A 13,373-nucleotide genomic window follows, 5' to 3' on the forward strand; every position below is an offset into this window, starting at 1 on the left:
CGCGGACTCGTCTGACGTCAGCCCCGGCTTTGCCGGGGCTTGTTTTGCAATTTGCTTCTGAAGTCTGCGCGCGAAAGACCCCTCACCGGCTCGCGAAGGCGCGAGTCCGATCTCTCTCGCGTGGGGAGAGGTTCGTCAGTCTACGGGAACGCCGGGGCGGCTGAGGGCGGTGCGGATCACAAAGCTGGTTTTCACGCTTTCGACGTTCGGAGCCGGGGTCAGCGAGCTGGTCAGGAAGCGCTGGAACTCCTGGAGGTCGTGGGCGACGACCTTGAGGATGAAGTCGATCTCGCCGTTGAGCATATGGCATTCGCGGACTTGGGGCAGGGCGGAGACATGGTCTTCGAAGGCCTTGAGATCGGCCTCGGCCTGGCTGCGCAGGCTGACAAGGGCAAAGACGATGATGCCATAGCCGAGCGCCTGGGCGTCGAGGTCGGCGTGGTAGCCGAGGATGGTGCCGTTTTCCTCCAGCGCGCGGACGCGGCGCAGGCACGGCGGGGCGGTGAGGCCGGCACGATCGGCGAGCTCGACATTGGTGATGCGGCCCTCGGCCTGCAGGTGGCGCAGGATGACGCGGTCGATGTCGTCGATAGGGAGTCGCGAACGATGCATCTGGCGTAACTCCGTAACGCATAAAGCCCCTCCTTCATAACAATCTTGCCGGAACGCGCAAGGACTGCATTGCCTTCGCGCAATATCGGAGAGGGGTGCAAATCCCGTGGTTCGCGCCTATCTGGGAAGCATATCCCGAGGAGTTCACCGTGCCTGAGACCCGTCATACCCGCGTGCTGATCATTGGATCGGGCCCCGCCGGCTATACTGCGGCCATATATGCAGCGCGCGCCGCGATGGAGCCGGTGCTGATAGAGGGCCTGCAGCCGGGTGGCCAGCTGACCATCACCACCGAGGTCGAGAACTGGCCGGGCGATGTGACGGTGCAGGGGCCGAACCTGATGGTGCGGATGGCCGAGCAGGCGCGGCATGTCGGGGCCGAGCTGGTCAGCGACATCGTCACGCGTATCGACACGTCGGCGCGGCCGTTCGTGGTCGAGACTGATTCCGGCCAGCGTTGGACCGCCGATACGGTGATCATCTGCACCGGGGCGCAGGCGCGCTGGCTGGGCATCCCGTCGGAGACGAAGTTTCGCGGCTTTGGCGTCTCGGCGTGCGCGACGTGCGACGGGTTCTTCTTTCGCGGCAAGACGGTGGTCGTTGTCGGCGGCGGCAATACCGCGGTCGAAGAGGCGATGTTCCTGACCAATTTCGCATCGAAGGTGCATCTCGTGCATCGCCGCGGCGAACTGCGCGCCGACAAGACCAACCAGAAGCGGTTGTTCGCCAATGCCAAGATCGAGACGCACTGGTATGCCGAGATTGCCGATGTGCTCGGCAGCGATGCGCCGGCGACGGTGACCGGCGTGGTGCTGCGCGATACGCGCGACGGCCGGGTGCGCGAGCTGGCGTGCGACGGACTGTTCGTGGCGATCGGGCATGTGCCGGCGACGGAGCTGTTCGTTGGCCAGCTCGAGATGGACCATGAAGGCTATCTGGTGACGGCGCCCGATTCGACGGCGACGTCGGTGCCGGGGGTGTTTGCGGCGGGCGACGTGAAGGACAAGGTCTATCGCCAGGCGGTGACCGCGGCGGGAATGGGGTGCATGGCGGCACTCGAGGCCGAGCGGTTCATCGCGCATGGCCTGCATGGGATGAACGGGGTGGATGAGGAGGCCTTGGTGGCTGACGAGGCTGCTGCGGCTTAGGAAGGGGAGAAGGGGGGAGCGACGTGAACCTGGACTGGGAGAAGCTGCGGCTGTTCGAGCTGGTGGCCGAGGCGGGCAGCTTTACCGAGGCGGCGCGGCGGTTGCACATGAGCCAGCCGGCGCTGAGCCGGCAGATCGGTGCGCTCGAGGAGCAGATCGGCGCCAAGCTGTTCCACCGCCACGCGCGCGGGCTGGCGATGACGCACGAGGGCGAGCAGCTGCGCAGCGCGACGCACGACATGCAGGACCGGCTCGAGCGGACGCGGCAGGCGATCGATGCGTCGCGCGACCGGCCGACGGGCGAGATCCGGCTGACGACGACGGTGAGTTTCGGATCGACCTGGCTGGCGCGGCAGCTGGGCGATTTTCTCGATTTCTATCCCGATATCACCGTCAATCTGATGCTGTCGGATTATGACGTCGACCTGGCCAAGCGCGAGGCCGACGTGGCGATCCGTTTCCACCCGCCGCTGCAATCGGAACTGGTCCAGAAATCTTTGGTCGGCATTCGGCATTTCCTGTGCGCGTCGAACGAGTATCTGGCGAAGCATGGCGTGCCGAAGACCGTCGACGACCTGCGCCAGCACCGCCTGATTGCCTATGGCGACACGGCGCCGGATTCGCTGAAAGGCATCAACTGGGCGCTCGAACTGGGCATCGAGGGCACGGCGCGGACGGCGGCACTGACCATCAACAACAGCCACGGCGTGCTGCAGGCGGTTGAATCGGGCGCCGGGATCGCGGCGTTGCCGAGCTATCTGATCCGCTTCTCAGGGCGGGTGCGGGTGGTCCTGCCCGAAGTCGACGGGCCGGTATTCCGGACGTTCTTCACCTATCCTGTTGAATTGCGGCGGTCGCTTCGCGTAGCGGCGTTGCGTGACTTTCTCGTCGAGCGGATGGTGCCGGCCAATCTCGACATCGATCGCTATGCGCTGAACGCATAGCTGGACTGCAAGTTTGTGCACTGCACAAAGATGCTTCGGAACCGTAAATACAGTCCGTGGCCGTCGTTGACGGCGCTACGCTCGGATCGCCCACCCCCCCCGGGTGACCGAGTGTCAGGTTGCCGGTCGCTCCTCCCCCTTGAGGCCGGCAACCCGATCCGCACACTGCCCGCTCCACCCCCCCCCGGAGCCGCCAGTCCCTGCGGATCACATATTCGGGCCGGGCCTTGCCAACGCGAGGCCCGGCCCATTTTTTTGGGCATTTGAGTGGGTCCTGGGCAGCAGCGCGGCGTTTACTCGTTGCCGGGCAGCATGAGGATGGGCTAGGCGGTCGCTACCGGCCGGGCCTGTAGCTCAATGGTAGAGCCGGCCGCTCATAACGGCTAGGTTGGGGGTTCGAGTCCCTCCGGGCCCACCGGCGTGTTTTGAAGGAGCTGCTCCTGTCCGACTCCCGCCTGCCCGCCACCGCCCCGGGGGCGATTTCCGGTGACGCGGCGGCCGGCGGCGGGGCGGCGGTAGTATCGCCCGTCGCGGCAAACGATATTGCCGCCGGCGATGCCTTGCCGGGCAAGCCGAAGGGCAATCTGAAGCAGTGGATCGGTTTTGGGCTGGGCATTGTCGTCCTGTGCCTGGCGTTGTGGGGCCTCAAGATGATCGCGGGCCAGGTGACGCTGGCCGAGGTGATGGCCGACATTGAATCGACGCCGACGCACCTGCTGGTAGCGGCGTCGCTGTCGGCGGCGATGTCCTATGTGGTGCTCGTCGGTTACGACTGGCTGGCGACGAGGCACCTTGGCTATGACTTGCCGCTGCGGACGTTGGCGGCGGCGAGTTTCGGCAGTTTCACGATGAGCCATGCGCTCGGGCTGACGATGCTGACCGGTGGCAGCGTTCGGTATCGCACCTATACGCGTGCCGGGGTAACGCCGGGCGATATCGCAATGATCATCCTGCTGTGCGGATGGACATTCTGGCTGAGCATCGTCGCCGTGGCAGGGGTCGGGCTGGTCATTGCACCCGATCTGACCGAGGCTTTCAAGGACATCGTGCCGGGCGCGCATACCTGGGCGGGGATCATCCTGTTGACAGGGACGGTGTCGTATCTGCTGCTGGCGACCTTCTGGCGACGCGAGTTCCGGCTGTGGAGCTATCGCTTCTTCATTCCCGACGGGCGCGAGACGATGCTGCAGATCTTCATCGGGGCGGTCGACCTGGCGTTCGCGGCGGGGGCGCTTTATCTGCTGCTGCCGGGGGCGGGAGCTCCGGATTTCCTGACCTTCCTGACGATTTATGCAGTGGCGATGGTGGCCGGGGCGCTGAGCCATGCGCCTGGCGGGCTGGGGGTGTTCGAGGCGGTGATATTGCTGCTGATGCCCGATGCGCCCAAAGCCGGCGTGCTGGCGGCGTTGGTGATGTTCCGGCTGATCTATACGTATATTCCGTTCCTGCTCGGGCTGGTGGTGATTGCGGCGGGGGAGTGGCTGGCGTTGCGGGCGAAGCGGCGGGCTCGGCGGGCGGTTTAGCAGGCTGGGGACAGGGCCTCCGGCGGCTGGGGCCTTGGCGCCAGGCCCCGATTTATTTGTGGCTGGGTCCCGGGTCAGGCTCGAGATGACACGTCGGTGAGAGGGGCGCTCTGGGCGGCCAAGGCTTTTTCCGCCTTCGTTCGCCAGTATCGGGTAAGGCCGGGCAGGGTGGTCAGTTCCTGCAAGGCTTCCACCGTGCCGCCCTTGCCGGCGGCGAAGGGGGTAAAGCGGCTGATCGGCCAGCTGGGGTTGGGGCGTTCGATTATGGTGTGGGGGTCGCCGGCTGCGACCGAACCGGGCTCAAGGACACGGAAGTACCAGCCGCAGCGGCCCGAGCGGACCATGGCGCGGACGACCTTGGCGGTGCCCATCACGTCGGCAAGGATCGCGCACGGTTCGCGGATTTGCGAGACCTGCAGCAATGCGGTGCCGCAGCGAATAATGTCGCCGATGTGGACGCTGGTTTCGTCGAGGCCGGTGACGACGAGGTTTTCGCCCATGCTGCCGGGTCCGAAGCGGTCGGCGATTTCAGGAAATTCGGCGCGCCAGCCGACGTAGTCGGACAGGGCATAGGCATAGACCGCCTTGTCGGGGCCGCCATGGACGCGGCGGTGGGTCTGCTCGTCGCCGGCGATGCCGAGCGAGTGGATGGCGACGGACCCGGTGACGGGGGTCTTGATGAAGGCGGCGAGTTGGCCGTTCCCGCGCAGCGGTGCGGTGCGACCGACATGAATAGCCTGGATGATGCCGGGTGCGGTCATTTTGCCTCTTGCAAATTGGTCCCGGGTTTCTGACGTTGGTCTTTGAGTTCAACAACACGGAAGGAGGTGATCGGATGTCTCATTGTCACACGCTACGGTCCGGTGCGTTGGTGGTCGCGGTGGGAATCGCGGCGGAATAGGCGCTACCTCCGGTTTCGTAGCCGGCAATGCTGGGCCGTCGGGGGTTACCCCGGCGGCCTTTATTGTTTCAGGATGCTCTAGCGGCCCTTCCACTCGGGTTTGCGTTTTTGGGCAAAGGCGAGGGGGCCTTCGCGGAGGTCCTCGGATTTCCACAGGGCTTTGACGGCGGAGTGGGCCATCTGGCCCTCATAGGCTTCCTGGAGGGAGGCGGTATCGAGGCTGTTGGCAACGACCTGCTTCGAAGCGCGGAGCGACAGCGGCGACAGCGCGCAGATCTGGACGGCGAGGGCCTTGGCAGCGTCGAGCAGCCCGGCCTGGGGGACGACTTCATGGACGAAGCCGAGCGCCAGGCCCTCGGCGGCGGAGACGCTGCGGCCGGTCAGGATCATGCCCATGGCGCGCTTGACGCCGATGGTGCGCGGCAGGCGGTGGAGACCGCCGGCGAGCGCTGCGAGGCCGACCTTGGGCTCGGGCAGCGCGAAGGTGGCATTCTCCGAAGCGAGGATGATGTCGCAGGCCAGCGCGATCTCGAAGCCACCCCCCATGGCGACACCGTTGACCGCGGCGATCAGCGGCTTGTCGAGATCCCAGCGCGAGGTAAGGCCGGCGAAACCGGTGGCGGGCACGGCGACGGCATTGCCTTCGGCCTGGAAGCGCAGGTCGTTGCCAGCGGAAAAGGCGCGGTCACCGGCGCCGGTGAGAATGGCGACCCAGAGATCGGGATCGGCGGCAAAGTCGTCGAAGACCTGGGCGAGTTCGGCGTTGGCGGGCGGGTGGAGGGCGTTCATCCGTTCGGGACGGTTGATGGTGACAATCAGCGTGCGGCCGTCGCGTTCGATCTGGACGTGTTCCATGAGTAAAGCCTCCTGCGGGAAAGCGCGGTTGTGGCAGGGGGGCGGCAGGCCCGATATGGGTGAAATGAAGGGGTGAAGTGCGGCGCAAAAACGGAAAATGCCCGAATGCGGTTGCGCATCCGGGCATCCCCGTGACGAGACCTCTGAAACCTGAAAACATTTCTGCAGGATCGGACGTTGCCCCCGATCCGATCCTGCAGGCGCAAACCCGTTGCCGGGTCGCAGCATGTTTCCGGCCGTTCGGCCTTCTCCCTGAACCCCGGCTTTCGCTGAGTGATCGCAGTCTGGATAATCCGAACTTTCCATAATGTCATCGGAGAGTTGGGAGTTTTGACAGTCACCGCGCACTTGGTTGAAAAGTGTGGCGGGCTTGCAACATATGCGTAGCCGATGTTCGCATATTCCGGACCATGCCATGGTGCGTTTAAGGCGCTTGATCGAGTGCGGGTGCGTTGCGAACCGCGGCAGCCGTGCTACATGCGCGCCACACGTCTTTGCGATGACAAGAAAGAGCTGCCTCGTGCGCCTGTCCCGTTACTTTTTGCCCGTTCTCAAGGAAACGCCGGGCGATGCCCAGGTCGTCAGCCACCAGCTGATGCTGCGCGCCGGGATGATCCGGCAGACCGCGGCGGGCATCTATGCCTGGCTACCGATGGGGCTGCGGGTGCTCAGGAAGATCGAGAACATCGTCCGTGAGGAACAGGATCGCGCCGGCGCCATCGAAGTGCTGATGCCGACGATCCAGTCCGCCGAACTGTGGAAGCAATCGGGGCGATACGAGGCCTATGGCCCGGAAATGCTGCGGATCATCGACCGGCACGACCGCGAGATGCTGTTCAGCCCGACCGCCGAGGAGCTGTTCACGGTGATTTTCCAGAACGGCACCAAAAGCTATCGCGAATTGCCGCGCAACCTTTACCAGATCCAGTGGAAGTTTCGCGACGAGGTGAGGCCGCGGTTCGGCGTGCTGCGCGGGCGCGAGTTCCTGATGAAGGATGCGTACAGCTTCGATCTCGATTTTGCCGGGGCGCGGCACAGCTATAACCGCATGTTCATCGCCTATATGCGCACCTTCGCCCGCATGGGCCTTCATGCGATCCCGATGCGCGCCGATACCGGACCGATCGGCGGCGATTTAAGCCATGAGTTCATCGTGCTGGCGCCGACCGGCGAGAGCGACGTCTTCTATCACCGCAACTGGGAACAGGGGCATGATACCAGCGCGATCGATGCCGATGATGCCGGCGCGCTGGAGAGGTTCATCGACGGGCTTAATGCCGATTATGCGGCGACCGACGAGAAGCGCGATCCGGCGGCCGAGGCCGAGACCGGCGATGCGTTGAAGCAGTCGAAGGGCATCGAGGTCGGGCAGGTGTTCTACTTCGGCGACAAATATACCAGGGCGATGGGCGTCTCGGTGCAGGGGCCCGATGGCGTTGCGGTAGCACCGTTGATGGGCAGCTATGGCATCGGCGTGTCGCGGTTGATGGGGGCGATCATCGAGGCGTCGCACGACGAGGCCGGGATTATCTGGCCGGATGCGGTGGCGCCGTACAAGGTGGCGTTGATCAATCTGCGGGTCGATGACGAGGCCTGCGCAGCGGCGGCGGACGGGCTTTATGCCCAGCTGACGGCGGCCGGGGTCGAGGTGCTGTACGATGATCGCGACGAGCGCGGCGGGGCGAAGTTCGCCACGGCCGACCTGATCGGCCTGCCGTGGCAGTTGGTGGTCGGGCCAAAGGGCATCAAGGCCGGCGTCGTCGAGCTGAAGCGGCGCGGCGGCGAGCGCGAGGAAGTTTCGATCGAGGCGGCGACAGCGAGGTTGTCGGCTTGATCACCCGCTACGAACGGATGATCGCATCCCGGTATCTCTTGCCGGGCAAGGGCGAGGGATTCATCTTCCTGGTGGCAGCGATCAGCCTGATCGCGGTGGCGCTGGGCGTGGCGGCGCTGATCACCGTGATGAGCGTGATGAACGGCTTTCGCGCCGAGATGTTCGATCGGATCCTGGGGCTCAACGGTCATGCCGTGGTGCAGGGCTATGGCGGGCGGATCGAGGCCTGGCAGCCGTTGGCGGCGAAATTGAAGGCGATGCCCGGGGTGACCGAGGTGACGCCGTTGATCGAACAGCCGCTGATGGGCAGTTATGCCGGGCGGGTCGAAGGCGTCATCGTGCGCGGCATGACGGTCAAGGACATCGCTAACACGCGGGTGATCGCGCAGAACGTCGTCGCGGGCGACCTGAAGAATTTGCAGCCGGGGACGAGCACCGTGGCGATCGGAGTGCGGCTCGCCGAGGCGCTGGGCGCTCGGATCGGCGACGAGATTTCGCTGATCAATCCGCAGGGCGAATCGACGCCGTTCGGGACGGTGCCGCGGATCGTCGCTTACCGAATCGTCGCGGTCTTCGAGGTCGGCATCTTCGAATACGACAAGGCCTTCGTCGTCATGCCGATGCAGGACGCGCAGGTGCTGCTGCGGCTGGGCGATGCGGTCGGCATGGTCGAGGTCGTCACCAACGACCCCGACAATATCGGCATGATCATGGCGCCGATCGTGCCGCAGGTGACGGGGCAGGCGGTCGTCGTCGACTGGAAGACGAGCAATTCGGCGCTGTTTTCGGCGCTGGTGGTCGAGCGGACGGTGATGTTCTGGGTGCTGTCGATCATTATTTTGGTCGCGGTTTTCAACATCTTGTCGTCGCTGATCATGCTGGTGCGGGCCAAGACGCGCGACATCGCGATCCTGCGCACGATGGGGGCAAGCCGGGCGGCGTTGATGCGGGTGTTCGTGACTGTTGGGACGATTATCGGCGGGCTGGGGATCGGGCTCGGGATCGTGCTTGGGTTCACGCTGCTGTATTTCCGGCAGAACATCATCGACGGGGTGAGCAAGCTGACGGGGACCGACCTGTGGGACCCTTCGGTGCGGTATCTGAGCGATTTGCCGGCAAAGACCGATCCGCTGGAAGTGGTCGGGATCGTGCTGCTGGCGTTGCTGTTGAGCTTTTTGGCGACGCTTTACCCGGCGTGGAAGGCGGCAAGTACCGATCCTGTGCAGGTTTTGCGGTATGAGTAGCCAGGTGCTGGTCGTCGAGGATCTGCGGCGCAGCTTCACGCAAGGCGATGCGACGATCGAGGTCCTGCGCGGGGTCGACCTGTCGGTAAACGCTGGCGAGATCGTCGCGCTGCTGGGGCCGTCAGGGTCGGGGAAATCGACGCTGTTGCAGGCTGTCGGCCTGCTCGAGGGCGGGTTCCAGGGGCGGATCTCGATTGCCGGCGAGCGGGTCGAGGCGCTCGACAATGCCGGGCGGACGCGGGTGCGGCGCGACCGGCTGGGATTTGTGTATCAGTTCCATCATTTGCTGCCCGATTTCAGTGCGCGTGAGAATGTGCTGCTGGCGGGGTTGGTGGCGGGGCATCCCGAGAAGGAAGCGCGGGCCCGGGCGGACCAGTTGCTGACCGATCTGGGTCTGGGCGCTCGGCTGGCGCATCGGCCGTCACAGCTTTCGGGCGGCGAGCAGCAGCGTGTGGCGGTGGCGCGGGCCTTGGCCAACAAGCCGGTGCTGGTACTGGCGGACGAGCCGACAGGCAATCTGGATGAGGCCACGGCGGCGCGGGTACTGGGCGAATTCCTGTCGCTGGTGCGCGGGCAGGGGTCGGCGGCGCTGGTGGCGACTCATAACGTGGCGCTGGCGCGGGCGATGGACCGAGTGGTGACGCTCCACGAAGGACGATTGGCGGTCGCTTGACGGGTTTTCAGTCGGTCGAAGATAAAGCCAAGGCGAAGCTTTCCAGAATGGAGCGGAGGGGGCAGACTGCGCCCATGCCACACGCGGGTTTTGTCCATCTTCGCATGCATTCGGCGTACTCGATGCTCGAGGGCGCGATCCAGCCCGAGGACCTCGCCAAGGCATGCCGCAAGGCGGGGTTTCCGGCGGCGGGGCTGGCGGATCGCGGCAACATGTTCGCGGCGATGGACTTCTCGGCGGCGTGCAAAGATGCCGGTGTCCAGCCGATCATCGGCGCGATGGTCGCCGTCGAACGTCCGGGGTCGCGGACGGCGTTGACGCGGGCGATATATGACTGGCTGGTGCTTTTTGCCCAGGATGCTGCCGGATATGGGAATCTGATCTCGCTGGTCAGCCAGGCGCATCTGGGGGCCGATCCTGCTGACGACCCGCATCTCCTGCTCGCCGATTTCGAGGGGCGGACCGATGGGTTGCTGTGCGTGACCGGCGGGGCGGATGGCGCGTTGACGCGGTTGCTGGCCGATGGGCAGGCGATCGAGGCTTATGCCGATACGCTGACCGCGCTGTTTCCGGGGCGGCTTTACATCGAGATTTCGCGCGCCGGCGAGGCGGTCGAGGCGCGGTCCGAGCCCGGGTTGTTGCGACTGGCGCAGGCGCGGGATTTGCCGATCGTGGCGACCAACCCGGTCAAGTTCCTCGATGCGCGGGTGCACCTGGCGCATGACGCGCTGCTGTGCATCGCGGATTCGGCGTATGTCGAGGCCGAGGAGCGGCGCAAGTCGAACCCCGAGCACCGGATGAAGAGCGCCGAGGAGATGCGGACGGCGTTTGCCGATCTGCCCGAGGCGCTGGCGAATACGATCGTGGTGGCGCAGCGATGCGCATTCGCGGCGCCGGCGCGCAAGCCGATCCTGCCGCGGATGGCATCGGGTGGCCTGTCGGAGGATCCGGCGCTGGTAAAGGCGGCGGAAGCCGGCCTCGATCAGCGGCTGTCGGCTTTGTCGATCAGCGGCGAGGCGGCGGCGCCGTATCGCGAGCGGCTGGCGTTCGAGCTGTCGGTGATCAATGCCATGGGTTTCCCGGGCTATTTCCTGATCGTCGCGGACTTTATCGCCTGGGCTAAGCGGCAGGGCATCCCGGTCGGGCCGGGGCGCGGTTCGGGTGCGGGCTCGGTAGTGGCATGGGCGCTGACGATCACCGATCTCGATCCGTTAGAGCATGGCCTGCTGTTCGAGCGGTTCCTCAACCCCGACCGAGTATCGATGCCCGATTTCGACATCGATTTCTGCGAGACGCGGCGGCAGGAGGTGATCCAGTACGTCCAGGAACGCTATGGCCGCGACCAGGTCGCGCAGATCATCACCTTCGGGAAAATGAAGGCGCGCGCCGTATTGAAGGACGTCGGGCGGGTTTTGCAGATGCCGTACGGGCAGACGGACAGGCTGTCGAAGCTGGTGCCGAGCCATCCGACCGACCCGTGGACGCTGGCGCGGACGCTGGGGATCGGCAAGGACGCCGACGGCAAGCGCCATGTCGGGGTGCCCGAATTCATCGCCGAGCGCGATCGCGACCCCAAGGTGCGGCGGCTGATCGAGATCGCGTTGCAATTGGAGGGGCTGCCGCGGCATAGCTCGACGCATGCGGCGGGCGTGGTCATCGGTGATCGCCCGCTGTCGCAGCTGGTGCCGCTGTACCGCGACCCGCGGTCCGACATGGCCGTGACGCAGTTCGAAATGAAGGCGGTCGAAAAGGCCGGGCTGGTGAAGTTCGATTTTCTCGGGCTGAAGACGCTGTCGGTGCTCGACCGTGCGGCGAAATTGTTGAAGAACCGCGGCGTGGTGGTCGACTGGCTGGCGCTGCCATTGGACGATCCCGAGGTCTACAAGCTGCTGGCGCGCGCCGATACGGTCGGGGTGTTCCAGTTCGAATCCGAGGGCATGCGGCGCGCGCTTGGCCAGGTGCGGCCCGATTGTTTTGGCGATATCGTCGCGCTGGGCGCGCTGTATCGGCCGGGCCCGATGGACAATATTCCGAGCTTTGCCAACCGCAAGCACAAGCGCGAGGCGGTCGAATTGCTGCATCCATTGATGGAGCCGATCCTGCGCGAGACCTACGGGATCATCGTCTATCAGGAACAGGTGATGCAAATCGCCCGGACGCTGGCGGGGTATAGCCTGGGCGAGGCCGATTTGTTGCGGCGCGCGATGGGCAAGAAGATCCATGCCGAGATGGTCGCGCAAAAGGAGCGGTTTGCCGAAGGCGCCGACAAAAACGGCATCGACAAGAAGACGGCGTCGGCGATCTTCGACCTGGTGCTGAAGTTCGCCAACTATGGCTTCAACAAGTCGCATGCGGCGGCGTATGCGCTGGTAAGTTTCCAGACGGCGTGGCTGAAGGCGCATCACCCGGTCGAATATTTTGCAGCGTCGATGGCGTACGATATCACCAATACCGACCGGCTGGCGGCGTTCACCGAGGACGCGCGGCGATCTGGGGTGCGGGTGCTGCCGCCGTGCATCAATGCTTCGCAGGCGGATTTCGCGGTCGAGACGGTCGGCGACGATCTGGCGGTTCGCTATGCGCTCGCGGCGTTGAAGAACGTCGGTGAAAAGGCGATGGAGGTCGTCGTCACCGGGCGCGGCGCGGGCTATGCGGGGCTGCCGGCGTTTTCGAAGAACGTCGATCCGAAACTGCTCAACAAGCGGCAGTTGGAGAGCTTGATCGCGGCGGGGTGTTTCGACCGGATCGAGGCCAACCGCGCCGGCGTGTACCTGCTTGCCGAGGCGGTGCTGGGGACGGCGCAGGCGGCGGCCGCGGCGCGCGATTCGGCGCAGACGGCCCTGTTCGGCGAAGATACCGGGTTCATCGACGAGGGCGGGCTGGCGATGCTGGTGCCGGCCAACGCGAGCTGGACGCTGGCGCAGACGATGGCGCAGGAAAAGGAAGCGTTCGGTTTCTATTTTTCCGGGCATCCGGTCGAGGCATGGCGGCCGGTGCTCGATGCGCAGGGAGCCAAGAGCTTTGCCGAGGTCGCGGCGATGCCCGCTCCTGCCGGCGGTGGACGCCAGGGCGTCGTCATGGCCGGGCTGATCGAGGAAGTCCGCTGGCGGACGCCGCAGACCGGAAAAGGCAATCGCTACATGCTGATCACGCTTTCGGATCGTTCGGGGCAGTATGTCGGGAGTTGCTTCGACGAGGAGACGCAGGTTCGGCTCGAGGCGATCGCCAAGGATACGCCTTCGGTGCTGCTGCAGGCCGAATTGATGTGGCGTGAGGGCGAGGATGTGCCGCGAGTAACGGTGCGCGGGGTGACGCTGCTGGAGGCGATGGCGAAGCGAGCGCGCGGGCGGCTGGTAGTGAACGTCGCCACGTCTGAGGAGGCGGCGCAACTCGAGGCGCTGGTTGCCGGCGCGCGCGGGCAGGGGCGCGGCGAACTGGTGGCGCAGGTGGCGACGCCGGTGGGCATGGCGCGGCTGTGGCTGGGGCGGGATTATCTGCTCGATGCCGAGATGGTGGCGGCTACGGCGCGCGTTTTCGGGGTCGAGCGGGTGGTTTCCGAGGCTATGGAAGCGCCGCGACTGTCCTTGGTGAGCTAGGCTTACGCATCAAACTGTCATCCCGGGCTCGACCCGGGACCCA

Annotated in this window: 10 protein-coding genes and 1 tRNA gene; 8 read left to right on the top strand and 3 right to left on the bottom strand. The window is 65.3% G+C overall.

What is annotated here, in order from left to right; translation table 11 throughout:
* Positions 1–135: 135 nt before the first annotated feature.
* A complete protein-coding gene (locus IEW98_RS01870) occupies positions 136–612 on the bottom strand; it encodes an Lrp/AsnC family transcriptional regulator (RefSeq protein WP_188761208.1) in 477 nt (158 codons plus the stop codon).
* Positions 613–761: 149 nt separating this feature from the next.
* Between IEW98_RS01870 and trxB the strand changes: the two genes are divergently transcribed.
* The 4 genes from trxB to IEW98_RS01890 all read left to right on the top strand — a co-directional run bounded on the left by trxB (position 762) and on the right by IEW98_RS01890 (position 4,227).
* The gene (trxB, locus tag IEW98_RS01875) at positions 762–1,760 is read left to right on the top strand and encodes a thioredoxin-disulfide reductase (protein ID WP_188761209.1); all 999 of its coding nucleotides are present in this window, start codon (positions 762–764) and stop codon (positions 1,758–1,760) included.
* 23 nt (positions 1,761–1,783) lie between these two features.
* Entirely contained in the window at positions 1,784–2,704 is a 921-nt protein-coding gene (locus tag IEW98_RS01880) for a LysR family transcriptional regulator (RefSeq protein ID WP_188761210.1), read from the top strand.
* Between the two features lie 343 nt (positions 2,705–3,047).
* Positions 3,048–3,119: transfer RNA gene (locus IEW98_RS01885), tRNA-Ile, on the top strand.
* 10 nt (positions 3,120–3,129) lie between these two features.
* A complete protein-coding gene (locus IEW98_RS01890; RefSeq protein ID WP_188761211.1) occupies positions 3,130–4,227 on the top strand; it encodes a lysylphosphatidylglycerol synthase domain-containing protein in 1,098 nt (365 codons plus the stop codon).
* A gap of 74 nt (positions 4,228–4,301) precedes the next feature.
* Here the strand turns inward: IEW98_RS01890 and IEW98_RS01895 are convergent, their stop codons facing one another.
* Together IEW98_RS01895 and IEW98_RS01900 are read right to left on the bottom strand one after the other, a co-directional pair.
* On the bottom strand, positions 4,302–4,988 hold the full coding sequence (locus IEW98_RS01895; RefSeq protein WP_188761212.1) for an MOSC domain-containing protein: 687 nt from the start codon (positions 4,986–4,988) through the stop codon (positions 4,302–4,304).
* A gap of 218 nt (positions 4,989–5,206) precedes the next feature.
* The gene (locus IEW98_RS01900; protein ID WP_188761213.1) at positions 5,207–5,983 is read right to left on the bottom strand and encodes an enoyl-CoA hydratase-related protein; all 777 of its coding nucleotides are present in this window, start codon (positions 5,981–5,983) and stop codon (positions 5,207–5,209) included.
* 520 nt (positions 5,984–6,503) lie between these two features.
* On the opposite strand from IEW98_RS01900, the gene proS reads away from it, so the two are divergent.
* The 4 genes from proS to dnaE all read left to right on the top strand — a co-directional run bounded on the left by proS (position 6,504) and on the right by dnaE (position 13,330).
* On the top strand, positions 6,504–7,817 hold the full coding sequence (gene proS / locus IEW98_RS01905) for a proline--tRNA ligase (RefSeq protein WP_188761445.1): 1,314 nt from the start codon (positions 6,504–6,506) through the stop codon (positions 7,815–7,817).
* Positions 7,818–7,834: 17 nt separating this feature from the next.
* Positions 7,835–9,061: a lipoprotein-releasing ABC transporter permease subunit gene (locus IEW98_RS01910; protein WP_188761214.1), complete on the top strand. Its 1,227-nt coding sequence runs from the start codon at positions 7,835–7,837 to the stop codon at positions 9,059–9,061.
* Positions 9,054–9,734 carry an ABC transporter ATP-binding protein gene (locus IEW98_RS01915; RefSeq protein ID WP_188761215.1) on the top strand — a complete coding sequence of 227 codons (681 nt, stop codon included), beginning with the start codon at positions 9,054–9,056 and terminating at the stop codon, positions 9,732–9,734. Before IEW98_RS01910 ends, IEW98_RS01915 begins: the two co-directional genes overlap by 8 nt.
* A gap of 74 nt (positions 9,735–9,808) precedes the next feature.
* Positions 9,809–13,330 carry a DNA polymerase III subunit alpha gene (dnaE, locus tag IEW98_RS01920; protein WP_188761216.1) on the top strand — a complete coding sequence of 1,174 codons (3,522 nt, stop codon included), beginning with the start codon at positions 9,809–9,811 and terminating at the stop codon, positions 13,328–13,330.
* Positions 13,331–13,373 lie beyond the last annotated feature (43 nt).

This window comes from Sandarakinorhabdus glacialis, assembly GCF_014643455.1.
GTDB classification, from domain to species: Bacteria; Pseudomonadota; Alphaproteobacteria; order Sphingomonadales; family Sphingomonadaceae; genus Sandarakinorhabdus; species Sandarakinorhabdus glacialis.